The organism is Polynucleobacter sp. MG-Unter2-18 (genome assembly GCF_018687675.1).
Classification (GTDB): Bacteria; Pseudomonadota; Gammaproteobacteria; order Burkholderiales; family Burkholderiaceae; genus Polynucleobacter.
Genome location: NZ_CP061302.1, coordinates 364,789 through 389,024 on the forward strand (window position 1 = coordinate 364,789; position 24,236 = coordinate 389,024).

At 43.0% G+C, this 24,236-nt stretch carries 29 protein-coding genes; 20 read left to right on the forward strand and 9 right to left on the reverse strand.

Going from position 1 to position 24,236, the window contains the following annotated elements; genetic code table 11:
- Window positions 1-47 precede the first annotated feature (47 nt).
- A complete protein-coding gene (locus C2759_RS01955) occupies window positions 48-782 on the forward strand; it encodes a pseudouridine synthase (RefSeq protein WP_215355856.1) in 735 nt (244 codons plus the stop codon).
- Window positions 775-1,077, forward strand: a complete 303-nt coding sequence (locus C2759_RS01960) for a 4a-hydroxytetrahydrobiopterin dehydratase (protein WP_215355858.1) — start codon at window positions 775-777, stop codon at window positions 1,075-1,077. Before C2759_RS01955 ends, C2759_RS01960 begins: the two co-directional genes overlap by 8 nt.
- Before the next feature lie 6 nt (window positions 1,078-1,083).
- On the opposite strand, the gene C2759_RS01965 is transcribed toward C2759_RS01960, so the two are convergent.
- From C2759_RS01965 to C2759_RS01975, 3 genes are read right to left on the reverse strand one after another with little or no spacing between them, the layout of a single operon-like run.
- Window positions 1,084-1,302 (reverse strand): hypothetical protein, encoded by a 219-nt coding sequence (locus C2759_RS01965; RefSeq protein WP_046329638.1) that lies wholly within the window; start codon window positions 1,300-1,302, stop codon window positions 1,084-1,086.
- 58 nt (window positions 1,303-1,360) lie between these two features.
- Window positions 1,361-1,903: an isochorismatase family protein gene (locus tag C2759_RS01970; RefSeq protein WP_251367000.1), complete on the reverse strand. Its 543-nt coding sequence runs from the start codon at window positions 1,901-1,903 to the stop codon at window positions 1,361-1,363.
- Window positions 1,900-2,430 carry a GNAT family N-acetyltransferase gene (locus tag C2759_RS01975; RefSeq protein WP_215355860.1) on the reverse strand — a complete coding sequence of 177 codons (531 nt, stop codon included), beginning with the start codon at window positions 2,428-2,430 and terminating at the stop codon, window positions 1,900-1,902. The genes C2759_RS01970 and C2759_RS01975 overlap by 4 nt, the downstream gene beginning before the upstream one ends.
- A 144-nt stretch (window positions 2,431-2,574) precedes the next feature.
- Here C2759_RS01975 and C2759_RS01980 point away from each other — a divergent pair, with 144 nt between their 5' ends.
- From C2759_RS01980 to C2759_RS02015, 8 genes are all read left to right on the forward strand, one after another.
- Window positions 2,575-2,892 (forward strand): hypothetical protein, encoded by a 318-nt coding sequence (locus tag C2759_RS01980; protein WP_215355862.1) that lies wholly within the window; start codon window positions 2,575-2,577, stop codon window positions 2,890-2,892.
- 49 nt (window positions 2,893-2,941) lie between these two features.
- Window positions 2,942-3,760 (forward strand): peptidylprolyl isomerase, encoded by an 819-nt coding sequence (locus C2759_RS01985; RefSeq protein ID WP_251367001.1) that lies wholly within the window; start codon window positions 2,942-2,944, stop codon window positions 3,758-3,760.
- A gap of 148 nt (window positions 3,761-3,908) precedes the next feature.
- Window positions 3,909-4,469 (forward strand): phasin family protein, encoded by a 561-nt coding sequence (locus C2759_RS01990; protein ID WP_215355864.1) that lies wholly within the window; start codon window positions 3,909-3,911, stop codon window positions 4,467-4,469.
- 462 nt (window positions 4,470-4,931) lie between these two features.
- Complete coding sequence (locus C2759_RS01995) at window positions 4,932-6,197, forward strand: TolC family protein (RefSeq protein WP_215355866.1); 1,266 nt, start codon at window positions 4,932-4,934, stop codon at window positions 6,195-6,197.
- On the forward strand, window positions 6,194-7,540 hold the full coding sequence (locus C2759_RS02000; protein ID WP_215355868.1) for an efflux RND transporter periplasmic adaptor subunit: 1,347 nt from the start codon (window positions 6,194-6,196) through the stop codon (window positions 7,538-7,540). Before C2759_RS01995 ends, C2759_RS02000 begins: the two co-directional genes overlap by 4 nt.
- Before the next feature lie 5 nt (window positions 7,541-7,545).
- Window positions 7,546-10,641: an efflux RND transporter permease subunit gene (locus C2759_RS02005; protein ID WP_215355870.1), complete on the forward strand. Its 3,096-nt coding sequence runs from the start codon at window positions 7,546-7,548 to the stop codon at window positions 10,639-10,641.
- Complete coding sequence (locus C2759_RS02010) at window positions 10,638-10,961, forward strand: P-II family nitrogen regulator (protein WP_215355872.1); 324 nt, start codon at window positions 10,638-10,640, stop codon at window positions 10,959-10,961. The genes C2759_RS02005 and C2759_RS02010 overlap by 4 nt, the downstream gene beginning before the upstream one ends.
- A gap of 74 nt (window positions 10,962-11,035) precedes the next feature.
- A complete protein-coding gene (locus C2759_RS02015; RefSeq protein WP_215355874.1) occupies window positions 11,036-11,434 on the forward strand; it encodes a VOC family protein in 399 nt (132 codons plus the stop codon).
- Here C2759_RS02015 and C2759_RS02020 read toward each other — a convergent pair.
- Window positions 11,431-12,150, reverse strand: coding sequence for a haloacid dehalogenase type II (locus C2759_RS02020; protein ID WP_215355875.1), 720 nt, complete (start codon window positions 12,148-12,150; stop codon window positions 11,431-11,433). The two genes, C2759_RS02015 and C2759_RS02020, sit on opposite strands and share 4 nt — an antisense overlap.
- 121 nt (window positions 12,151-12,271) lie before the next feature.
- Here C2759_RS02020 and C2759_RS02025 point away from each other — a divergent pair, with 121 nt between their 5' ends.
- Complete coding sequence (locus tag C2759_RS02025) at window positions 12,272-15,172, forward strand: FAD-binding and (Fe-S)-binding domain-containing protein (protein WP_215355877.1); 2,901 nt, start codon at window positions 12,272-12,274, stop codon at window positions 15,170-15,172.
- Between the two features lie 160 nt (window positions 15,173-15,332).
- Window positions 15,333-15,782 (forward strand): polymer-forming cytoskeletal protein, encoded by a 450-nt coding sequence (locus C2759_RS02030; protein WP_215309246.1) that lies wholly within the window; start codon window positions 15,333-15,335, stop codon window positions 15,780-15,782.
- A gap of 68 nt (window positions 15,783-15,850) precedes the next feature.
- On the opposite strand, the gene C2759_RS02035 is transcribed toward C2759_RS02030, so the two are convergent.
- Both C2759_RS02035 and C2759_RS02040 read right to left on the reverse strand, forming a co-directional pair.
- The gene (locus tag C2759_RS02035; protein WP_215355879.1) at window positions 15,851-16,258 is read right to left on the reverse strand and encodes a polymer-forming cytoskeletal protein; all 408 of its coding nucleotides are present in this window, start codon (window positions 16,256-16,258) and stop codon (window positions 15,851-15,853) included.
- Between the two features lie 101 nt (window positions 16,259-16,359).
- Window positions 16,360-16,707, reverse strand: coding sequence for a hypothetical protein (locus C2759_RS02040; RefSeq protein ID WP_215355881.1), 348 nt, complete (start codon window positions 16,705-16,707; stop codon window positions 16,360-16,362).
- A 189-nt stretch (window positions 16,708-16,896) separates the two neighbouring features.
- Here C2759_RS02040 and C2759_RS02045 point away from each other — a divergent pair, with 189 nt between their 5' ends.
- From C2759_RS02045 to C2759_RS02055, 3 genes are all read left to right on the forward strand, one after another.
- Window positions 16,897-17,931 (forward strand): RodZ family helix-turn-helix domain-containing protein, encoded by a 1,035-nt coding sequence (locus tag C2759_RS02045; protein ID WP_215355883.1) that lies wholly within the window; start codon window positions 16,897-16,899, stop codon window positions 17,929-17,931.
- Window positions 17,932-17,971: 40 nt separating this feature from the next.
- Window positions 17,972-18,439: a polymer-forming cytoskeletal protein gene (locus C2759_RS02050; protein ID WP_215355885.1), complete on the forward strand. Its 468-nt coding sequence runs from the start codon at window positions 17,972-17,974 to the stop codon at window positions 18,437-18,439.
- A gap of 94 nt (window positions 18,440-18,533) precedes the next feature.
- The gene (locus C2759_RS02055; protein ID WP_215355887.1) at window positions 18,534-18,911 is read left to right on the forward strand and encodes a hypothetical protein; all 378 of its coding nucleotides are present in this window, start codon (window positions 18,534-18,536) and stop codon (window positions 18,909-18,911) included.
- On the opposite strand, the gene C2759_RS02060 is transcribed toward C2759_RS02055, so the two are convergent.
- Window positions 18,912-19,286, reverse strand: a complete 375-nt coding sequence (locus C2759_RS02060; protein WP_215355889.1) for a hypothetical protein — start codon at window positions 19,284-19,286, stop codon at window positions 18,912-18,914.
- A gap of 44 nt (window positions 19,287-19,330) precedes the next feature.
- Window positions 19,331-19,630, reverse strand: a complete 300-nt coding sequence (locus C2759_RS02065) for a hypothetical protein (RefSeq protein ID WP_215355891.1) — start codon at window positions 19,628-19,630, stop codon at window positions 19,331-19,333.
- Window positions 19,631-19,866: 236 nt separating this feature from the next.
- Between C2759_RS02065 and C2759_RS02070 the strand changes: the two genes are divergently transcribed.
- The 3 genes from C2759_RS02070 (at window position 19,867) to C2759_RS02080 (ending at window position 21,776) form a co-directional block, all read left to right on the forward strand.
- Entirely contained in the window at window positions 19,867-20,460 is a 594-nt protein-coding gene (locus C2759_RS02070; protein ID WP_215355893.1) for a hypothetical protein, read from the forward strand.
- Window positions 20,457-20,918, forward strand: coding sequence for a surface-adhesin E family protein (locus C2759_RS02075; RefSeq protein WP_215355895.1), 462 nt, complete (start codon window positions 20,457-20,459; stop codon window positions 20,916-20,918). The genes C2759_RS02070 and C2759_RS02075 overlap by 4 nt, the downstream gene beginning before the upstream one ends.
- 84 nt (window positions 20,919-21,002) lie before the next feature.
- The gene (locus tag C2759_RS02080; protein ID WP_215355897.1) at window positions 21,003-21,776 is read left to right on the forward strand and encodes a GGDEF domain-containing protein; all 774 of its coding nucleotides are present in this window, start codon (window positions 21,003-21,005) and stop codon (window positions 21,774-21,776) included.
- A gap of 4 nt (window positions 21,777-21,780) precedes the next feature.
- Here the strand turns inward: C2759_RS02080 and rpoN are convergent, their stop codons facing one another.
- Window positions 21,781-23,175: an RNA polymerase factor sigma-54 gene (rpoN, locus tag C2759_RS02085; protein ID WP_215355899.1), complete on the reverse strand. Its 1,395-nt coding sequence runs from the start codon at window positions 23,173-23,175 to the stop codon at window positions 21,781-21,783.
- A 309-nt stretch (window positions 23,176-23,484) separates the two neighbouring features.
- Here rpoN and C2759_RS02090 point away from each other — a divergent pair, with 309 nt between their 5' ends.
- Together C2759_RS02090 and C2759_RS02095 are read left to right on the forward strand one after the other, a co-directional pair.
- Entirely contained in the window at window positions 23,485-23,670 is a 186-nt protein-coding gene (locus tag C2759_RS02090) for a hypothetical protein (RefSeq protein ID WP_215355901.1), read from the forward strand.
- A 204-nt stretch (window positions 23,671-23,874) separates the two neighbouring features.
- Window positions 23,875-24,228 carry a surface-adhesin E family protein gene (locus tag C2759_RS02095; RefSeq protein ID WP_215355902.1) on the forward strand — a complete coding sequence of 118 codons (354 nt, stop codon included), beginning with the start codon at window positions 23,875-23,877 and terminating at the stop codon, window positions 24,226-24,228.
- The last annotated feature ends 8 nt before the right edge of the window (window positions 24,229-24,236 follow it).

A 24,236-nucleotide genomic window follows, 5' to 3' on the forward strand; every position in this document is an offset into this window, starting at 1 on the left:
ATTCCACGATCACTGTGAGAGTGGCTTTGTAGTATTCTCGGCAAGATATGGCCAAACCAATTTCTCTCGAAAAAATACTATTTAGCCAAGGCTTTGGTACCAGGCGCTATTGCAGCGATTTAGTCTATGCCGACCTAGTCAAGGTTAATGGTGTTCCGGCAGATGATCCAGAGGAGCGCATTGCTACCGAAGGGTTAATGCTTAACGTAGAGGGCAAAGATTGGGAGTTTCATGAAAAAGCTTATATCGCGTTTAATAAGCCGCCAAACTATGAGTGCTCTCATAAAACTACGCATCATCCCAGCGTCTACAGTTTATTGCCCAAACCTTTTGTAGAAAGAGGCTTGCAATGTGTCGGGCGCTTAGACTTTGATACTACTGGCTTAATTTTGATATCAGATGATGGCCAGTTTATTCACAAGATGACTACACCCAAGAAAAACATTGGCAAGGTTTACGAGATCACGACTCCTGAGCCCATCACCCAAAAGCAGATTGATCATTTATTAACGGGAGTTGTTTTGGATGATGATCCAAAGCCCTGTTTTGCTACAGCATGCAAGCAGCTTGGAGAGAATGTGTTAGGAATGACGATTGTTGAGGGTCGTTATCATCAAGTAAAAAGAATGATGGCTGCGGTAGGTAATCATGTTGCCAAGTTACACCGTACCGAAATCGGACAATACATCATGCCAGTAGATTTGGCTGAGGGTGAGTGGCGTTGGCTTTACCCGGATGATTTACAGAAACTATCTCAGAGTGTAGGAGCTCCCAATGTCTAAACCCAATCTACTTGCTCAAGATTTCGATTTTGCAAAAGTGTTACCTGAGTGGCGGGTAAATCTGGATACTCAAGAGCTAGAGCGGGTGTTTGTATTTAAGGACTTTAAGAGCGCTTTTGAATTCATGACGCTGTGTGCAGATTTCGCTGAGCAGTTAGATCATCACCCAGACTGGTCAAACGCTTGGAATAAAGTATCGGTGCGATTGAGCACCCATTCCATGAAGGCCTTAACCGAGCTAGACATCACCATGGCATGCGCCATGGATCAGTTCGCCTTTAAAGTCTCAGCTTAGTTCCTTTTACTGCACTTCCTCATCATCTTCATCCTCTGAGGTGATGCTCATGAGGATAGTTGCTAAGAGACCATAAACTACTTCTGTGGCGATCATGCCATCTTCATCAAGCTCATCAATCAGATCATTTAAGCAATCTTCAGTGGGTTCATTTAAGAGTGTCATGGCGCATTCGCACCCGTAATCAAAATCTTCGTCGTTTTGGGTTTGAGTGTCGTTCGTCATAGGAATCCTTTAAGTGATGCTGCAGAATAGCAAATAAAGACTCGCAAGCCCAGCCCTATTATTTTAGTAGCGCTAGAACTTCTTTGAAGACGGGATTTTGCGCTGTCTTTAGCCACTCAAATCCGAGCATCTCCGCCGTAATAAGTCGTGCTCCAGCAATGTTTAGTCGATCAAGTGCAATTTGCTTATCGAGTGCCCGGCGTGAGCCAACTCCGTCTACCACTACGGAAACATCGTAGCCCTCATCAATGAGATTAAGCGCAGTTTGCATTAAGCAAACGTGGGTTTCGCATCCCATCAGAATGCACTGTTGGCGATTATCAGGAATGGCGGCAGTCAGGCCGTCAGCGCAGGCATTGAAGTGCTCTTTCTCAATGGTTTTATTGCAAAAAGACTGAATAGAATCGAGATTACTTCCTAAACTATTCGGACTTTGCTCTGTACCAATAATCGGAATCTCGAGTAATTGGGCAATTTGAGCAGTGCGAATACATTGCTTGAGCACTGCTTCACCTTGATCGATCGCAGGCATCAAACGCCCCTGTAAATCGATCAAGATGAGGATTGAATTTTCTGAGTGGATTTGGTTGGATTGGTTCACAGTGGCAGGCTCACAGTTTTAAAGTCAGGGTCATCATCCTGTCTGTGAGTCTGAAAGCCCAGATCAGAGACAAGATGAAGCATTCTAGAATTTTTACTCAAAACATATCCAATCATTTCTTGTAGTCCATTCTTTTTGGCGTGTTCAATGAGATCAAGCATTAAATGTGTACCAACACCATGTGTAGTGTAGTTATCACTCACGCTCAGGGAGAATTCACAAGCATTTTGATTGGGCGGCGTCACATAGCGTGCAATCCCAATAATCTCCTCAGTACCAGTGAGGCTGGTGATTACCGCAAGTAATGCCATTTCTTTTTTATAGTCTAAGTGCAAGATGTCATCAAGAAAGTCATCTGGAAGTTTGGAGATTGCGTGGGCAAATCGAAGGTAGCGACTATCGGGCGAAAGGTGATTGAATAACTCAATAATTCGCTCACGATCATCTGCTTGAATAGAGCGAATCTGGTAATGATTCTTATCACCAAGCATATGGACCTTGATTACAAAGGAGGTGGATGTATTCATAAGGGGGCGATATGGACTAATTATTCTAGGATACCTTTTTTATGTATCCACTTGAACTCTTTTGGGCCTAAAATAAAACCATAGCGTCCGAGCCCTCAGTAGCCTATTGGCTAATGTTTGACTCAGTACAAACAGGAAAGAGTGATGCGTATTTCAGCCCAGTTCAGAATAATATATATCTCAAGTGTTGCTTTTGGTTTTGTTTCTCCCAGCGTTATCAATGCGCAAACATTCTTCCCTTACACCCCAACGCAAATCCAGGAATTCAATAGCCAGCCTATTGCACCCATAGAGACTCCTGCTGGCCCGGTTTATCAAGAGCGCCCACCTATCAGTCAGCGTCCGAATGTGCCTTTTGATGCTCGTTATATCAAAAATCCGGATGGTGAGGAGCAAGCTGAAGCGCAGGGTGCCCAATCCGCTACGCCATTTGAACCAATCCCTGCAACCTTAACTTTTTAATGATCACAAACTGTTAACATTGCTTCTACTTTTTAGAGGAGAGTTATCTATGAAATCCCTATCCATTCCTTATCTCGTAAGTCTTGTAATGGCCTTAGGGCTTTCAACAGCGGCATATTCTCAGAATGCATTACCCGTGAATGCTGCCGCTTCCGTTAATGGTGTGATCATCAGCAATGATGTTGTTGAGCAAGGTATTCAAGCGGCATTAGCACAGGGTCAAAAAGATTCTCCAGAGCTTCGTAATGCAGTTTTAGGAAAAATAATTGAAATCTCACTCCTTTCTCAGCAGGCTGAGAAAGATGGGTTAGCTAACTCTGATAGAGCTAATAGTCAACTGGCTTTAATTCGCCAAAATTATTTGGCAGACTTAGAGTTATCTACTTATATGTCCAAAAATCCCGTAAGCGATGCTGATGTCCAAGCTGAATATAACCGTGAGATTGCCACTCTAGGATCGCAGGGCATGATTGTGGAATATAAGGTGAGTGATATTGCTGTTGCCACTGAGGCTGACGCACAAGCTGCACTGGCCAGAATCAAAAAAGGTGAGTCCTTCGATAAAGTGGCTAAGAGCGTTTCGCTCGCGCCAAATAAGGTTCAAGGTGGAGCAGTGGGTTGGGTGCAGGCCGGACAAACTCTGCCACAGATTGCTGCTGTTCTCATGGCTTTATCTAAGGGCCAGGTTTCCCCTGCGCCGATTCAGATGTCACAGGGGTGGTACTTAATAAAGCTGGAAGATAAAAAATCTAGCAAGCCCCCAACCTATGAGCAAGCTAAAGAAGTTATTCGTAATGGCTTGATGCAGAAGAAACAGTTTGAATTCCTCTCGCAGTTGCGTCAGGGTGCGAATATCGTCGTACGCTAAACCAGGGTAAGTTGACTTGCTTCACCAAAAAGGGCGCCTAAGGGTGCTCTTTTGCATTTTTGTCCGCCTCTAGTGGTATTTCTCTATCTCAATGCTGTTCATTCGAGAGTAGATTGAATTAATCATCAATTGAACTAGGGAGACGTGTATGAGTAAAAATCCATTTGATTTAGGCGGAATGGCAAATCAGACCAAAGGTATGAAGGCTGCTCAGGCGGTTGGCCAGGTAGCGCTAACTAGTGCTCAGGAGATTGCTCAATTAAATCAGCGTGCTGCACAAGAGCTCTCCTCTCGAATGCAAGCCAAAGTAGCAGAGCTGATGAAAACGCAGGATCCTAAGGCAGCATTTGATTATGTCCATGCAGAGGTATTGCAGGACGCTGCTAAAGAGGTGGCCGAGTATCAGTCCCAGCTCTTTCAAGCCTTGGCAAGCGGAAATAAAGAGTTGTCAAAAATTGCTGAGGCAATGATCAAAGAGTCTCAACATGACTTAATTCATTTTGTGAATGAGGCAACACAAAACTCTCCTGCTGGTGCTGAGCCATACACCTCAATATTTAAAGCCTCCTTTAATAGCACCCTTGAGAATTTTGAATTAATTCGAGCGGCTATGACAGATTCATTTTCAAGCCTTGAGAAGAATATGACGAGCATGAATCAGTCTTCAGCCGGGCAGAAAACTGGCTCTGCACTAAAACCTAAAAAGTAATAGCGCTACTTGTATTAATAGGTTTTCGATGTAAACCTTTGATGGTTGGGGCTGCCATTAGGCCAATATCCATTGAAAATGGCGCTATGAGTTTCTAACTGGCATCTCCGTTCATATTACCCATTTTCGAAACATGCCTATACATTGGTAAATCATGCTTAATTCAATATATTTGTCATAAGTATGATCTAATCAAGACTCACATATGGGGAGTAGCCTGCTCAGCTTTCTGAGTCTCTTATGCCGACAGTCCGACCTTTGGGTCCGGTATAAGAGTGAGTCAATATCAAGGCAAGACCATTTTAATTTTTATAAATGGTTATCCCGTGAATTTTCAGCGTACAAATTTGATTTTCCTGTTCAAAAATCATGCCCAGATCCCTAATCTGGGGAATTTCTCATATTTTTACGTCCACTAGGCTGGATAATGAGATATCGCACCTATTCTTTAAAGTTGTCGTAATGAATCGCCTAAGTTCTGCGCTGATCTTTGTGGTTTGCATCCTATTTATAGGAGGAGTGAGTGCACAAGGTCAAAAACCACTTTCACTCAATGAGCTGATTGGAATGGCCCTAGAGTCCAGTCCTCAGGTACTAGGCGCAAGAGATCAATCTAAGGCGATTAAGGGACAACTCTCTTCGGCTCGCGCGATTCCAAATCCTGAGTTTGAAATGAACACTGGACAACAAAGGTCAGCAACTGGTCCGTTGACTACGGGTAATGTGTCATCGTGGTCAGTGACTCAGCCTTTGGATATGCCATATACCCGCTATCCCAGGGTAAATGCTGCTGAAGCAAATGTCCGTGCTGCGGAGGCCACTCGTATTGCTTTTGAAATCGAAATGATTTCTAGGGTGCAACAACGCTTTTATGAATTGATGCGTCGCGATGCAGAATTAAAAGCTGCCCAAGAAGATTTAGGTTTGACGAAGCAAATTCGTGATCGCATGCAAATTCGTTATGACGTCGGTGATACCGCACGATTTGAATTGATTCGCGCGCAAACTGAATTTTTGAATGCGCAAATTAATACTGAATCAAGTAAGTTGAGGGTTGAGCAGGCCAAGGGCCAGCTTAGGCAGGTAGTGGGACATAGCTTGCCGCCGGACTATGAGGTACTTTCGCAACCCTTAAAGATGGAGCCATTACCTCCCTTACCGATACTACTCAATGAGCTTAATGCGCAAAGCCCTGAGTTGCAGAAGGCAAAGGCGGAGGTCGAGGCAACTGAGTCAAAGCTGAGTTTTGAGCAGAACTCTCGCTTACCCCGACTCTCCATTAAAGCCCAGCAATATAACGACCCTAACTTTACTGATCGCCTTTATGGCTTAGTGGTAAGTATTCCTATTTGGGATTTTAAGGGTGGTCAGATAGCGGAGGCAGAGGCTAATGCTTCCAAAGCTAGGAACCAATTAAATGCCCAAAGTCAAAGTCTGGAGCAGCAGTTAGAGACTGCTTATAAGCTTTACCAAATGACAAGTTATCAGGTAAAAATATTGGATCAAGAGGTTGTTCAGTTGGCTTCGAGTGCAAGACGGATTGCTGAAGTTTCTTACCGTTATGGTGAGCGCGGCATGCTCGAGTATTTGGATGCGCAAAGAACATTTAGAGTGGCTCGTAATGATTTGATCAAGGCTCGCTTTGATTTAGCTTCAGTTGTTACGGAGATTCAGCGTTTAAGAGCAACCCCAGAGTGGATTGCAAAAATTGAGAGTGGAAAGCAATGAAGCAAAAGTTCACAGTAATGACAGATCAGTTAAAGGCTTGGTATACCCAATACTTGGCGATTGCAAAAGTCTATGTACAAGAATGGATCGCTGTTGTTATCAAAACCCAAAACGATCTATATGTACTGACTCATGAGTGGTTTACCGCCCATTTGCCTCGGGTGGCTCAGCAATATGATAAGAGTCCTCAGTGGACTCAAAAAAGCCTTTTTTATCTTCCGTGGTTTTGTTTGTTTTTGATCATCCTCAATTACTTCAACGTATTTGATCGCAGTCCAAGTATCAAATCTGTTCAAGATCCTAATGTGGTGATCGTGAATACCGACTTACGCAATATGATTACCGACGGACGTATCTATACCGGCACCTTTGTTGAGGAGCTGCGTGCATCTGGCCGTGTTGATTTCAATGAACTATTTCTGTCGCGTATTGGGGCAAATGTCACGGGTCGCGTGTCCGATATTTTGGCGATACCGGGACAGCGTGTTAAGCAGGGTGATATTTTGGCAAAAATTACTTCAACTGAATTGACCCAATCTCAGCTGTCTTACTTGAAGGCAAAGAGTGCTAGTCAGCTGGCTGATCAAGCCGCTAATCGTGCCAGAATTTTATACAAAGAGGATGTAATTGCCTTAGCAGAGCTACAAAGACGCGAGGCTGAAGCGAGTAGTGCAAGGGCAGAGTTTCGAGCCACGAACGACCAATTACGCGTTCAGGGAATGGATCAACCTAGCATTGATCGTTTGGCTAAATCAGGTGTGATTGAATCAATCAATAATGTCATCGCAACCATCCCTGGTGAAATTGTTGAGCGCAAAATTAATAAGGGGCAGGTAGTTCAACCTGCTGATGCTTTATTTACAGTTGCTGACTTAAGTACTCTTTGGGCTGTTGCGGAGATTCCAGAGAGTAATGCCTACCTTATTCATAAGGGTCAGAAAGTAACCTTAGTTATTCCGGCCTTAAGAAATGCATCAATTGAGGGTGTTGTTGCTCACGTCGATTCGATCGTCAACCCGCAAACACGCACAGTTGTCGTCAGAATGGAAGTGCCCAATAAAGATAGCCTTATCAAGCCAGGCATGTTGGCAACCATGATGATTGAGAGCCAGCCTACTGAGCGATTACTAGTTCCCTCTAGCGCGGTGATTCGTGAAGATAATCATGATCACGTATTTATTCGTGAGGATGAAGATACCTATCGGATGGTCACGGTTAAATTAGGTCCAGAGGGCAAGGGCTATCGCCCAGTCATTTCCGGCCTGAAGGATGGTCAGGAAATCGCCGTTAATGGTGCCTTTCACTTAAATACGGAACGCAAGAGACAGTTGAGTGGTGGTTAGTCACGATGATTGAAAAAATTGTTCGCCTCTCACTACAACAGCGTTTATTAGTTGTCATCATTGCACTGGTATTGTTTGTTGCAGGTTTACTGGCAACAAAACGATTATCGGTCGATGCATTCCCTGATGTTACTAACGTTCAAATTCAGATTGCAGCGGAGGCTCCAGGCCGATCCCCAGAAGAGGTTGAGCGTTTTGTCACAGTGCCTATTGAGTTGAGTATGACGGGCTTGCCCGGTTTAACTGAGATGCGCTCACTCAATCGCAATGGTATTTCAGTCATTACTTTGGTCTTTTCAGAAAAGACAGATCTTTACTTTGCCAGACAGCTGGTTACGGAGCGCTTGATTGAAGTGGCCTCTGCTATGCCAGTGGGTATTACTCCCGTTATGGCGCCGCCGTCGACTGGTTTGGGGGAAATTTATCAATACACACTCGACCATCCATCGGATGGCGATAGGCAGCTGACGGTTGAAGAGCTTGAGGAGCGTCGCACGATTCAGGATTGGATTGTTCGTCCGATGTTGCGATCTATCGCAGGTGTTGCAGAGATTAATACGCAAGGCGGTTATGCACGCGAGTACCAGGTCTTAGTCAATCCTGAAAGATTGCGTCACTATCAAGTAGGTCTTCGAGATATCTATGAAGCACTTGCCAGAAACAATGCTAATTCCGGTGGTGGGCAGTTACCTACTTATGCAGAGCGCTATCTCATACGTGGAGTGGGACTCATTACTAAACCCGAAGATATTGGAAAAATTATTCTCAAGGAAGTAAAGGGCATTCCGGTCTATGTGAAGAACGTAGCTGAAGTTACTATTGGTAGCGAAATTCGGCAGGGAGCTGCCATTAAGAATGGCTATACCGAGAGTGTTGCTGGGATCATTCAAATGATCCGTGGTGGTAACGCGCGCGAAGTGGTTAATCGTATTAAGCTCAAAGTAGCCGAGATTAATGAGGGCAAGTTATTACCTGACGGACTACAAATCGTGCCGTTTTACGATCGCACGGATCTTGTCAATGCGGCGATGTTTAATGTCGCCAAAGTATTGATTGAAGGCGTCATTCTCGTAGTCATTCTGCTATTTTTATTCTTAGGTGATGTTCGTTCATCTCTCATTGTGGTGGCGACTTTAATTTTGACGCCGCTATTAACTTTTTTGGTCATGAATCGGTATGGCATCTCTGCTAACTTAATGTCCCTTGGTGGTCTCGCGATTGCGATTGGCATTATGGTAGATGGATCTGTAGTGGTTGTAGAAAACACCTTTGCCAAGCTAGGTGAAAGACTCAAAATGGGCGAGTCGAAGATTCGTATTATTTTGGAGGCTGCTACTGAGGTTGGTACTCCAGTGCTGTTTGGTGTTGGCATCATTATTTTGGTTTTCATGCCGCTTCTTTCTTTGGAGGGCATGGAAGGAAAAATGTTTGCGCCAATGGCCATTACGATTGCAATCGCATTAACCATCTCACTCATTCTTTCATTCACCTTATCGCCAGTTTTATGCTCTTACATCCTCAAAGGTGGAAGTGAAGATGACACAAAGGTTGTGGCTCGTTTGCGGGCTCCCTATGAGCGCTGGTTACATTGGTGCCTTGCCAATCCAAAGTTGGTTGTCAAAAGATCATTAATAGGATTAGTTGCCAGCATCATTGGCTTTGCCCTTCTCGGAAAAGCTTTTATTCCTGTGATGCAAGAGGGCTCTATTACGCCAGTCATCGTACGTGCTCCGAATATTTCTTTGGATGAGTCTATTAAGCTGGAGTTTGAGGCAATCAGACGCATCATGACGATCCCAGATGTGAAGATGGCAGTATCTCGCCTAGGAAAGGGTGAGTCGCCCGCAGACCCTGGACAGCCTAATGAATCTGATCCGATCGTGACGCTTAAGCCTATAGGTGATCGCAAGTTTAGTCAGGAAGAAATCGCTCAGCAGATCCGTGACAAGCTAAAGACTCTGCCGGGTATCGAGCTCTCTATTTCCCAGCCTATCGCAGCACGTGTTGATGAGATGGTCTCCGGAGTTCGCTCACAGGTAGCCATCAAAATTTTTGGAGATGATCTAGTTACGCTGCAAAAGATTGGCGGTCAAATTAGTCAGATTTTGACCAAAATGAAAGGTAGTAATGACTTGCGTATAGAGCAGGCTTCTGGACAAAATTACTTAAACATCACTATTAATCGTGATGCAATTGCCCGCTACGGTATTAATGTTTCTGATGTAAATGATGTGATTGAAACTGCTATTGGTGGTAAGCAAGCTAGCATTGTGTATGAAGGCGAGAGAAGATTTCCCTTGCTGCTACGTTATCCAGCTCCTTACCGAGATAACGTAGATGCAATCAGCAATATTATTTTGCATTCTCCAGATGGTGCTCAGGTGCTCATGCGCGATCTAGCGGATATCTCTATTGTCGACGGTCCGGCACAAATTTCTCGAGAGTCTGGCAAGCGACGCTTAGTGGTAGGTGTGAATGTTGATGGGCGAGATCTGGGAGGTTTTGTTAAAGAGGCGCAAGAGCTGATTGCTAAACAAGTTGAGCTTCCGCAGGGCTATTCACTGCAGTGGGGCGGTCAGTTTGAGAATATGCAACGGGCAATGGCGCGTTTGATGATTATTATCCCGCTAACCATCTTGGCGATCTATTTCCTGCTCTTCATGCTTTTCAAGTCCTTGCGCTTAGCTGGACTGATTATTTTGGTTTTACCATTCGCTTCGATCGGTGGTGTATTTGGTTTATTTATTTCCGGAGAGTATCTATCTGTGCCAGCTGCAGTTGGGTTTATTAACCTTTGGGGTATTGCCGTATTAAATGGGGTGGTGCTGATTTCATTTATTAAGCAATTACGTGAAGATGGTTACTCTATGGAAGATGCGCTATTGCATGGTTGCGGCCACCGCTTTAGGCCAGTCATGATGACCGCTTCAGTTGCTATGCTGGCCTTGGTACCGATGCTCTTCTCTGGCGGCCCAGGCTCTGAGGTAACGCGTCCGTTGGCTGCAGTGGTGATTTCAGGACTAATTACCTCAACAGCATTAACATTGCTAGTACTCCCTGTTTTATATAGATGGTTTGAAGATAAAGAGGTGGAAGCATGATGGAAGTGAAGGCGGTCATTCGCCCAAATAAATTAGCTGCGCTTAGAACGGCATTATTGGAAACCCCAGGTTTTCCAGGCATGACTGTGACTAAGGTCGAAGGCTGTAGTGCTCCCAATCGAACCGCTAAATTCAATATCAAAGACGAGCTCACTGATTATTCGGCAAAAGTGAAAATCGAAATTGTCTGCAATGATGAGATTGCCCCAGTCTTTATGGATCGCATCGTCACTATTTGTCAAACAGGTCAAGTTGGAGATGGTGTGGTTTGGTGTACCGAGGTGCCGAAGGCTTTCTTCATCTCTAAGACATCGAGCTAGTCATACTCCTCAATTTTTCGGTATGATGTTTTGGGTAAGTTATTCAATTATTACCCATCATCTTGGAGACTAGTTTGAAAAATATCATCGATCGTATTGATCACATTGTTCTGACTGTGACTGATATTGAGCTCACAACTCAGTGGTATGAAAAAGCATTGGGTTTTGAGCGCGAGTTTTTTACTGGCCCCGAAGGACAGCCGCGTTATTCATTACGCTTCGGGCAGTTAAAAATCAATCTTCAGGATAAAAATACTGAGACGCCTACCAAGGCTAAGGTGCCCACGATTGGTTCGGGAGACTTTTGTTTGATTTCAGCAATTCCCTTGAATGACTTTATTGCACATCTTCAGAAGCATGCTGTTGCTATCGATGTTGGGCCTGTGCCAAGGCGCGGAGCGCTTGGGCCCATTCGTTCGGTCTACTTGCGCGACCCAGATAATAATCTCGTAGAGGTTGCTGAATACGTCTAGTGATGATCTGGATCTGATACGCCCAACTGGCGCGCAAGATCCAGAAAGTCTTTTGCATGGTAATTCGTGAACTGTTCGACATGCAGATCATTACGTGAATGATTTTTACCAAACTCTAGTGGGCGCTCAATAAATGCGGTTTGTAATCCACAGGCATGGGCGGCCTCTAAATCATCCTTATGCGCTGCGACCAACATGACTTCTTCAGGAGTCAGATTGAAGATGTCAGCTACACCCAAATAGGTTTCGGGGTCTGGTTTGTAATGACGGAAAACTTCAGCTGAAAGAATTAAGTCCCAAGGCAAACCTGCATTCTTTGCCATATCAGCTAATAAGCCCATATTCCCATTTGAGAGAGTAACAATCGTGAACTGACTTTTAAGTTTGTGTAGACCCTCAACAGCCTCTGGCCAGGGATTAAGTCGATGCCAAACAAGATTGAGATGTTGTATTTGGTTTTCAGATAAAGAGTGGACTTTGAATGCCTTAAGAACATCAATGAGGATCATGTGATGGAGATCATCAATTTTGGTCCAAGGTAGTTCGCCAGAGCGTACCCGGGCCATAGCTGGCCTATAACCTTGGCGCCAAGCTGTAGCAAAGGCATCGGGATCAACCGGAAGCCCTAGTCGAGTGACTTCTGCGGCTATGGAGCCATGCCAGTCAACAACTGTGCCAAATACATCAAATGCCAGTACCTTAGGTGCTTTATTCATGAGGGAGATTCTTGCTTGCTATGGGGCTTTTGTCAAACAAGCGGCCCACACGGAAATTGCTGGGAGTTGATAAAATGACCAATACCCTCAAAGGGGTCATTGCATCTAATAAGGATTGAATATGGGTGGTATTTCTCAGTGGGAGCAGCTCAACGTTGAGCTCACAGCAGCTCTTGGAAGCTCCGTTCATTTTGATACGGCTCATCAGGCAGTTTACGCATCAGAAGCTTCTAACTACCGTCAAATTCCGATTGGGGTTGTGACCCCAAAAAATACCGAAGAATTTGTGAAAGGTATCGAGATTTGTCATCGCAACAAGGCTCCGGTACTTATGCGTGGTGCCGGCACCTCCATGAATGGTCAGACTGTTAATAATGCAGTGGTTTTTGATATCTCGAAGTACTGCAACCATATTCTTGCTCTAGACCCAGTGGCTGGTAATGCTGTTGTTGAGCCTGGAGTGATTTGTGATTCACTGCGTGATGCTGCTGAATTGCATGGTTTAACTTTTGCACCAGATCCTTCTACTCATAGCCGTTGTACCTTAGGTGGCATGGTCGCTAATAACTCTTGTGGCGCCCATTCGGTGATGGCCGGTAAGACGCTGGAAAATACTGAAGCTTTAGAAATTCTCACTTACGATGGCGAGCGTTTTTGGGTTGGCCCAACATCCGATCAGGAGTTGCAAGAAATTATTGCTGCTGGTGGGCGTAAAGGTCAGATCTATCAAGACTTGCTGACTTTACGTGATCGCTATGCTGATCTCATTCGTGCGCGCTTCCCGAATATTAAGCGTCGCGTCTCTGGTTACAACTTAGATCAACTCTTGCCAGAAAATGGATTTAATGTTGCGAAGGCTTTGGTCGGAACCGAGGGGACCTGTGCATTAACACTCGCTGCTAAGGTGAGATTGGTGAAAAGCCCTGCTAAACGTGTTGTGTTGGTATTGGGATTTGAGGATATTTATGTAGCAGGTGATGCTGTACCCGAGTATCAATCTTTTAACCCGATTGCAATCGAAGGCTTGGATTACAAAATCATCCGCGGTTTGCAAGAGCGGAATTTAGCAAAAGCAGAGATCGACTTATTACCAGCGGGAAATGCTTGGGTAGTTGTGGAGTTCGGTGACGATACCATTGAGGGTGCAATTGCTCAGGCTGAAAAAGCGCAGGAGTATTTCAAAGCAAGAACTAAAGGCCCTAGGCCATCGACTTGGTTAGAGTCCGATCCATTAGTACAAAAGCGCATTTGGTCGATTCGTGAAAATGGCGCATCTGCCACCCATTTATCCATTGATCCAAATTCTCCTGACCCAGTAGTGGGGTGGGAGGATGCTGCGGTTGATCCGGCTCGCTTAGGTGAGTACTTACGAGCTTTCCAGAAATTAGTGGACTCATATGAGTATGAAACTTCGCTCTATGGACACTTTGGTGATGGGTGTATTCATGCACGTATTACCTTTAACTTTCGATCTGCAGAAGGTGTTGCCAAATTTAGATCCTTTATTCGTGATGCGGCAACCTTAGTAGTTGCATTTGGTGGTTCGCTTACAGGCGAGCATGGTGATGGTCAGGCCAGAGCAGAATTCCTCCCCATTATGTTTGGCGAAGAGTTGATGGGCGCGATGCATGAGTTCAAGCGCATTTGGGATCCTCAAAACAAACTCAATCCTGGCAAAGTAGTTCACCCTTACCGCGTTGATGAGAATCTGCGCATGGGACCGGAATACAAAATCGTCAATATCAAGACGCGCCTGAATTTCTTGAGCCAAGAGGGCAATGGCTTTCAGAGGGCGGTTGAGCGTTGCGTTGGTATGGGTAAGTGTCGTAGTGAAAAAGTAGGCACGATGTGCCCAAGTTATCGCGCTACAAAAGAAGAGCGTTTCTCTACTCGTGGACGCTCACGACTCTTTTGGGAAATGATCCAAGGTGAAGTAATTCAAGATGGCTGGGAAAGTAAGGAACTTAAAGAAGCTTTAGATACTTGCCTCTCATGTAAAGGTTGCAAGAGTGACTGTCCAGCTCACGTTGATATGGCTTCCTATAAGGCTGAGTTCTTATCCCATTATCACGAGACTAATAGCAGGCCTCGTCAAGCCCTCACCATGGGCCGCATTGGCGATTGGGCGCCACTGGCCAGCAAGTTTTCTTGGCTGCTAAATGGCGTTATGCAAACGCCCGTCATCTCTAGTCTTGCTAAATGGGTTGGTGGCGTGGCGCAAGAGCGTAGCCTGCCTAAGTTTGCAAGCCAGTCCTTTAGAAAGCAATTTAAGCCATCAAAGAATGCCAATATTGGTCAGAAGAAGGTCATCCTATGGGTAGATACATTCTGCGAGCATTTTCATCCAGAGGTTGCCAATGCAGCAGTCGAAGTGCTTGCTCATGCAGGCTTTGAGGCGACCTTGCCAAAAACGCCTTTATGCTGCGGCCGCCCTTTATATGACTTCGGTTATCTGGACCTTGCTAAGCAGAAACTAGAGAAAATTCTAGATGTAATCGGAAGTGAGATTAATGAAAATCCCAATTCGCCTATCGCAGTGGTAGGTCTTGAGCCAGGCTGTATGTCAGTATTCAAGGATGAATTGCTGAAGTTTTTCCCGAATGATCCAAGAGCAACTCTTTTAGCATCGAATAGCTTTTTGTTAGGGGATTTCTTGCATGAGCAAGGCTATACTCCGCCACCGTTAGACTGCAATGTATTGGTCCACTCGCACTGCCATCAGAAATCACTATTTGGCACTAAGGGTGATGTAGCCTTATTAGCTGCTTTGGGTGCTAAAGCAAACTTCATTGACAGTGGTTGCTGTGGCATGGCCGGTTCATTTGGATTTAATCCAGAGCATGTTGGAATATCCAAAGCGGTTGGTGAACTAGTGTTGCTACCAGCGATTCGAGCCGCCGAGCAAGAAACCATCATTCTGACTAATGGGTTTAGTTGTAGAGAGCAGATTGAGCAAGAGACAGGTCGCAAGGTCAAGCATTTGGCTGAGTTGCTGCAGATGGCACATCAATCTAAAATATAGTTAGTGGATACTCACTTTCAACTCGTATATTCAAAAAATCACTGAGATCAGCATTTAAATTCCCTAAAGATAGTCTAGATACAGATAGAATAGTCGTCCGGCGGGAATATCGAAGTATGCAGCTTATTGCGTAATTGCATGATAGTTAAAGGAATAAAGAATGGTCTTCAAAAAAACACAGTCCATTAAGTTTTTACAGCCCACAATGGAGTCCTTTGAAACAATAGTTGGGCCAGCTACCGAGGTTCATGGACGAATTGTTGCGAATGAAAGCTTACGCATTGATGGTCGCGTAGTTGGGAATATAGAATCACGCCAAGGAAAAAACGTGAGCATTGCTCTCGGACGCACTGGCATGGTGCAAGGCGACATTAATGCTTTTAGGGTGCTAGTTGCGGGTCGAGTGGAGGGTAATATTTATGCCACCGAGCGCGTGGAGTTGCATGAGGGGGCTGAAGTGCGTGGAGATATTACTTACGGCCAACTCGGAATCGAGCATGGTGCTAAGTTAAACGGTTTGATGATTTCCAAAAGTAGTGAAGAACCAGAGGGTGCAACGGATTCAACCGCAATTTTCCAGGCAAATTGGAATAAAATTAAAAGTCAATGATTGCTTAATACCTGCTCTTGGGGCTCAAAAGATCCCTGCAAGAGGGGATCTTTTATCTATAAGCTGTATTAATCGATATCGCTAATCTCATCTTTCGGATGGATATCAGCTTCAGTTAGAGGTTGTCTGACTGAAGGTATGGGGGCATCAATCAGGCGTAACTCACCACTAAGCTTCGCTCCTTTTTCTACGCTCATTTCTGCATATTGTGTAAGACCAGTAATTTTTGCACTGGATCGAACGTTCAAATGATTGGTGACATTGAGGCCTTGGGTAACTTCACCGCGAACCTCGACAACTTCCGCATTGATTCTGCCGTTAACAATTCCTGAGGTGTCAACCAAAACTTCTTTAGTGTTCAACTCACCCTCTACAAGGCCTGCAACAACTGCCATTTCTGGTACCTCAAAGGTGCCCCTAACAATGACCCCTTCGCCTACAAAAAGTGATCCTCTAGGATTGTTATCAGCCATCATATTTCCTGAATAAGTGAGTATCTACTAATAATATAACAATACCAACAAATTGGGAAAAGCCTCAGAGGAGCATTTCGCTGAGTGAATTTTTAAAATACAGCCTAATCTTTGGCGCTTGTAGGTATGGATAGTTCTGCAAACTGATCCTTTAGGTTCTTAAGAGTAAGGATTTTGCTCTCGATTATGGGGAGTTGCGTTTGAAATGTCTGGATTTTCTGCTGATAAATGAGTTCTAAGTCATCCATCTCCTTGCGAGAAATGACCCCCCCCATTTGTTTTGCCATTTCGGGATTAAAGCGAATTGCCACCCTAAAGCCAAAAAAATGGATACTCATGCCAATTAGAATAAATACGCTAAAGGATAAAAGCGCAATCTTAATAACGGTTTTACGGGTAATTTTTATCTGCTTCATGGATGAAGTAGACCCAGAAATCCAAATTAACTGCATTTTTTGCCCTCAAATTATCTTGGAGCGATTCTAGCATTAAGAGGCATTTACATTATTCGTTCTAATAGGCTTTTTTAATGATAATTTGATACTATGCTCTTTAATGTAGTTTTGCTTTCCAGGGAATATGAGATGTCTTGGATTTTCAAGATAATTTGTGCGTTGCAATAATTTAATGGCGTTACAACAATGCGGCCTCACAAGCACGATGCACAACTAGAAATTATTGGCTCAGTATTAAAAGATGCTAGAGAGAAAAAAAATCTAGCCAGGGCAGAGTTTGCCAACTTATGTTGTTTGTCCACCAAAATGATTTTGGAGTTGGAAGAGGGTGGCATGAGCTCTTTCTACACATTTGAATTAAAGATCGCCACCGCTAAGCGAGTTGGTCGAGTGTTGGAGCTAGATGAAGCATCTTATTTGATAGATCCCAGAGCCACAGAATCTGCTGACGACACTTTAGATGCGCCAATTGAAGAACAAGAAATTTCTGCCCCTAAAAAAATTGAGGTAGGCGGAACTGATTCAGGCCCAAAGAATCCCCCGCTAAAAAACGAGACCATATCTCTCTTAGAGCTCGCAAATCCTCAGGTTCTTAATCTGGAGGAATCACTGAATCATGTTGATAGAAAACAGGGGTTTAAGTTCAGCACTGCTGGGGCTAGTGTTGTAACCATCAGAGTGATGGTAATCCTGTTTGGTTTTTCAGTGCTGACGGGAGCTATTTATGGATTAAATGAACGATTCAACATCATCAATTTAGCTATTGAACTAGTGAACCCCCCGCAGAAGACCATACTAGCTATTGATGCTCAGGATGTAAAAGCAGATGAAGATTTAACTCTAAAGTCTGATAGTTCTGATACTTCGGTTAAATCGCCAGAAACTCAGCCAGCTCAAGCGCTTCTGAGCACTCCTAGTGAACAATGCCCATATAAACAGGAAGCGCAATTACCTAGCTATCAATCTCCCAATCCCTCTAAAAAGGGAGATACTGTAAATATTAAGTCTCTTATTAACCAAGCCATTTGTGTTGTGGATAATTCTGGGAAACAAACTGTTGTTAATTTAGAGTCAAATGCTTCTTATGCATTTCGAGGCACCTCCCCATTTGTGGTGATTACTCAGGACTTAGATAGCGTTGAAATGTATTTCCAGGGTTGGAGAGTTCGCTCACCAAGTGCAGGCGCAAAGCAGATTAAATTATTGGAAGTTTCGCTATAAAGTTTGATAAGCTAAAAGAAGCAAAAATTGAGGCGTACAAATGTTTGAATTTTCTAAAAAAAGTAATCCCAATACAGATGCTCAACTGACGTATTTAACTACAGTTGGAGCCGGTTCTATTATGAAGGGCGACTTTATTCATAGTGGAAACATGCTTTTGTTAGGGCATTTAATTGGCGATATTTCCCAGACTGGGGAAGAGGGCTCTGGTAATGGCCATACCGCCGTAATCGGATCCACCGGATTCTTATTGGGGAACATTTACAGCCCACATGCGATCATTATTGGAAGAATTGAGGGTTCGGTATTTGCAAAAGGACGCGTTGAAATTTATCCCGGAGCTGTAGTGATTGGAGATGTTACTTATGCGCAGATTAATGTGCATCCAGACGCCAAGGTCAACGGTAATCTCAGGTGTTTATTGCCGGATGCCGCTGAGCAAAAAAATCTCTCTTTAAACAATGAAGAAATGCCGAGCAATGTTGTTCTATTGGCTAAAGCAGAGTGATATTAAATTTCAATGTAGCCGTTGGATCAATCATCTGCAGCCAACAAGTGCTCTCATAACCTTAAAGTGTTGATACAAGAGGGTACCCATTCCAATGAAAATCCCCTACATCCTTTTGGCCAGCTTCGTTTTATTAGTAGCTTTGGCAGGACTTTTTTATAACTACTACACTCGGGATTTGCCTGAATGTAAGGATGAATATATTCAGATATTGTTAAACCAAAAGATTCGAAATCACGAGGATTTGATTCAAGACTCACGCACATTGGCTTTTAATGATATTGCAGAATTGTCACATCACAATGGGGTGCGCATATGCTCTACTAATCTTCTCACCAGCCAAGGTATCTATTCGATAGGCTACCAGGTAGTCAACCCAGAGATGGGGCAGGAAACAATCTGGCAGCGCTTAATGGGCTCTACTGATTATTCAGTCAAGATTGAATATGTTAGGAAAACAGAACGAGACTAGTTATTTGGGGTAAGTGACGTTCTTTTGGAAATCTTCAGTTTTCCAGCTTTTACTTAAATCTCCCGTTGGTCCATAGACAACAAATGTGTATAAGACTCCGATGATTAATCCGGCAATCAAGCCTATTTTAAGGATTGAGTAATCACGTTTCTCTGGAACTATTCTGCTAGTAGGGGGCGGTTTATGTGAGGTGAAATATTCTGGAAATGCTGTTTCTAAAGTAGCGCGTGCTTTTTTAATATGCTGGTAAACATGCTCTTCACTCTGGCCCTGTTCTAAACCAAGCGCAGCACTTTCATAAGATTTACTCGCAGACTCTAAAAGTTTTGCAATATGCGCATAGCTTTTTTGGCGATTCGTTGTATCAGGCGTCATGACGAGGTTTGATTTCTTTCATCCGAGTAGCTTATTACAAATATTTATAGAAAAAATCTGCTCACTATGTACAAAGTTATTCCTGCAGCAAATACATAGGCTATAGACTTAAGTAAGGTTTTTTCTATAGTATTTTCAATAGTTTTTTCAATGCCATCTTTTAGATTTTTATTGTGAGCTATTTCCTCGGAAATAATATTTTTAATATTCCAAAGATCTTTTCGGATAACATTTAAGCTCTCATCCAATTTTTGATCTTTTTGCTGTAAAACAGCACTAATGATCGAAAGATGTTTATTCACTTCCTTTAGCTCATTCACAACAGATTCATCTGGATTACTCATATTTACCCAACGCTAAAGATAATTTATTTACAGCATTTTTCGACGGCATCTGATGGAATAGGACCTGGGGCAGATTAGGACATTGAACTAATAAATATAGTTTCATAGTAGGTGATTATTGGAAAAAAGTCGAATTTGCTTGGGGTTTGAAGAGCTTCATTGAGATTTTTCAGCTTTCTTTTAGGGGTCTCAAAAGATTTGCTTTATAGTGTTACGCTAATAATAGCAAATTCAATTTGCAGGATGATCAACTAGAAATCGCCTGGACCATGCCCAAAGAACCAATATCCATCGCTGCAAAAATAAGGAAGTTGGTGATGAATATCACCAAGTGGATTCTTTATGCATTGATCATCCTCGTTTCGGCCTACGCCTCTTTTAAAGTTTGGGAATATAAGGGTGAATATGAGAAAGAAAAAACAGCAAAAATCCTTGCCAAAGAGCAAGAAATAGAATTTGATGACTTGAGAAAAAACTTAGTAACCTATGCTCCTTTATTGGTTGGTAATCCTTCCTCAGTATTGACAACGCGTGCGAATGGAAAATTCATTCTTGCCTATATGCTTGGGGCAGAGTTTGAAGCATTTCAAAATGCATTTGAGGAAAGTGTGCCCATCGCCTATGTAGGTAACCAATTACTAGGTGCTGGGTGTAAAAAGTCAGATTGTGAGGAATCTAGCGCCGCTTTTGTAATTGAGCCTGCCAATGGCAAAATATATCTAGCCCTTAGAAAAAATGGGGAGTTAACTTTTTATGGACTAGAGGATAGCAAAACTATCCCACTAGCTTTTGAGAAGTGGCAAGGCTTCAAGAAAGCAGGGGTGCAATGATGAAATTTGTCATAAGCTTTTTATTCTTGTCATTGTGGGTGACGATCGCCCCTGCTAAATCTTCGCAAGAACCCCAATCCCTCAAGTCCAATCTACAAAAACCTGAACCAAAGGCGACAAACGATAAAGACATTATTTTGAGTAAAAATACTCAAAGTACCCTGTATTTGTTATCAGGCTGGGGAAAGGCGGAAGGACCTTATGTTTGGTTTACCGTTTCTGCACATTTTAATGAAAATCAAGTTGCCCCAAATAGTCAAAATTTCAATCTATTTAGCGCAAGCGGCGCCATTGATTGCAAGGAAAACAGTACGTTTTATTACCTCATTTCTTACATGTACTTTGATCCTAAAACAAAAAAGCTCAGCGAAATTTACTCTGAAAAAAATAAATCCAATGTCATGAAAATTGAGCCCACTACAACTGAGTCGGACATTAAGAAGATTGTTTGCAACTAAGCTAGACATTCGTTTATCTAGGGTGAGTATTCAGATCCCCCACCTTCTACCGTAACGCTTAGCAATTAACTATAGGGGATTAAAATGGAGGGGGACTATAAAAAGGTGGTTGTTGACAATGCCCTTACGCAAAAAGAAGGCTTTAATGAGAATACTTTGAATGTAAGCAGAGGCTATGCTACTGATTCAATTCAGGCAGCTGAGTATTTTTCAAACTTAGTAACCAGCTTGCAGCAGTTTGTACAGGCAGCAAATCAAAATGATTTATTGAAATATTTTCATGAAGGTAGCAATACAACAGCTGTTCAGCGGCGCATACTGGATCTGATGATTTATGGCGAGGAGTTTGGAGTAGAAACTAGGTATGACCATTTAACTGGCTTATTGGACCGCACTAGTTTTTTAGAAAAACTCAAATTTACTTTATCAAAGACTCTTCATGAAGATCATTTAACAGCCATAATATTTCTTGACCTTGATGACTTCAAAGCAATCAATGATCAGTATGGTCATAGCACTGGAGATGAGGTGATATCAATTATCGGCAGAAGAATCTCTGCGTCTATTCGAGCACAGGATTTAGCCTGTCGGTGGGGTGGCGATGAGTTCGTTTTGGTGTTACAAGCCATCACAAGCAAAGATTTAGTCAGTCAATTAGCCAATCGATTGCTAGCAGCAATCTCGCAAGCTCTTCAGCTTGAATCTCATGAGTCATTGCAATTAATGCTTAGCGCAAGTGCTGGCATTGCAATCTTGGATGGTATGAATCTCAATTCAATCGACTTGATTGAGAGGGCTGATAAAGCAATGTACCTAGCTAAAAAGGCTGGAAAGAACTGCGTCGAGTTTTACTCTTAGTGATTTATTTTTTTCGAAGATGCACTGCTGGAATGCGCATCCCTTCTCGATATTTAGCTACCGTTCGCCTAGCAATTTCATAGCCTTGATCGCCCAGTAACTTAGCAATTCTGCTGTCAGAAATGGGTTTTACTGCAGGCTCTTCTTGAATAATTCGCTTAATCAGTTCTTGGATTGCTGTCGAGGATATTGCCACACCTTTATCAGAATTTAATTGACTACTGAAAAAATATTTAAATTCAAAAATACCTAGCGGACAGGATAGATATTTTTGTGTCGTCACTCTAGAAATTGTTGATTCATGCATTTCCAATGTTTCTGCTATTTCACGAAGAACAAGTGGCTTCATTCCAATGGCACCCATGGAAAAAAATTTTTGTTGATGTTTGACTATTTCATTTGCAACCCTGAGAATCGTATCCTCTCTTTGAGCAATATTTTTGATAAGCCAACTTGCCTCTAGAATTTTTTGTTTTAAGACCCCATCAGCCTTCCCTTGACCACTCTCTTTGAGTATTTTGGCGTACTCGCCATTGAGTGAGATTCGTGGCCTAGCATTTGGGTTTGATTCGACAATCCATAATTTGTTGATGGATTTGACCACAACATCAGGCAGAATCCATTGATCATTTTCGCGGTCGAAGTAAGCGCCGGGATTATGTTGCAAGCTGCGTATAAGCTCTACTGCTTTGAGGACTTCTGCTTCAGTTTTGCTGCTCGCTTGTTTGATCTTAAGCCAATCTTTTGAGCCAACCTTGTTTAAATGGGTATTGACAATGTATTTGGCGAGTTCCCATGTTGATTGATTCGGGGTAGGCTTTTCCAAAATACGATCAATTTGCAGGGAGAGACATTCCGCTAAATTGCGTCCACCAATTCCGGGCGGATCAAGTGATTGCAGTTTTTTTAGTGCAGACTCTATTAGATAAAGCGTGCTTGATTCTGGACTATCAAGCTCATTTTTGATCTCAGCATGAATTGACTCGAGATCATCAATTAGGTAACCTCTGTCGTCCAGACAGCCTGCAAGATAGGTAATGATCAACCGCTCTTGCGGGTCGACATGAAGGAGATGAATTTGCTCCTCGACATACTCTAAAAGGGTTTGTTGATGAGCTATGCGCTCAAAGCGCTCTGCCCAGTCGTCGTCGTCGTCCTGCGATGCTCTATTGCTTGAGGTCCATGAGTTTTGTGTCTGTTCAACCCGTTCAGAAGATTGTGAGACATTAAACTCAATTTCTGGATTAGGCTCAAACTCCAGTAAGGGGTTATCTTCGGCGGCCTTTGCTAATTCCTGCTCTAGTTCATTATTGGATAACTGTAATAACCGGATTGTTTGTTGCAGTTGAGGTGTTAGGGTGACCTGCTGACTAACTCTAGTATTAAGCGAAATAGCCATTTTTATATTTTCTTGTGGTTCGCTAGTGAAAATTCTATCGTTGCTGACCTAACTCAACGTTGTAAAAGAGGGTTTTTGGAGGCTTTCGGCTCATATAATTTGTCTAAATGTGATCTGTTTCTCGGTTGCAAGAGTAGAATGCAATCAACTACGGTCATTCTAACCATTTATAATAAAAAATCCATATAAATTAAAGGGTTAAGAAATTTTCTGGGTATTTTCAGAAAACTTAGTCTGAATTAAACTAAGCAAACTAAGTAAACTGACCGTAATAAAGATATCAATAGACTTAATAGAGCGTTTCATATTATGGAAAATCCTGTCATTACAGAGCACCGTATACGTGGTGATCGCTTTTACGCCATAGAAAAAAACAGCAAAATTGCTTTTTACACGACTAATATTGCTGCAGCACGCTATTGGGTCAAAAATGTGATCGACAAAGAGGCCCTTGCCGTTGAGGAACCATTAGAGGTTAAGCCTGAGGGGCAATGATAGGCTTGATTTTGATGTTTATTTAGGGTTAATTCGGAATACTTCAGCAATTGCCCTAAAAGTGGCAAAACCATCTTAAGTGATTCAATTTAGGCCATAAAATCGTATAATCATCCATTAATTTGGATTATTAGCATGGTTTATTCCCCCCACCTTTTTTTAACCTTTATTTTACTTTTAGGCTCTGCTAGGTCGAGCAATGCAATGGCTCAGGCTGAAAGTGATATGGTGACTGTGGTGGATAAAAAAGGCTATTCCATTGCTTACTATAAAAGCTCTATTAAGGCATTGCCTCCAGAGTCAAAAAAGGTGTGGATTATTACCAATCGCCAAAAAATAGATGAGCCCACGAAACAACGCATTGGATCGGTGCGCAGCAATATTTTATTCAATTGTAAATATATGACTTACTCCACCTTGGCTACCATTCAATACTCCGAACCAAATGCACAGGGTAAGAAGGTTTTACAAACAGAGACTGGCTTCAACTTGGCGGATGATCCAGTGCCCGAGGAAAGCGCTCTGGCAATCATACAAAAACAAGTCTGCAATCCTTAACTTAATTC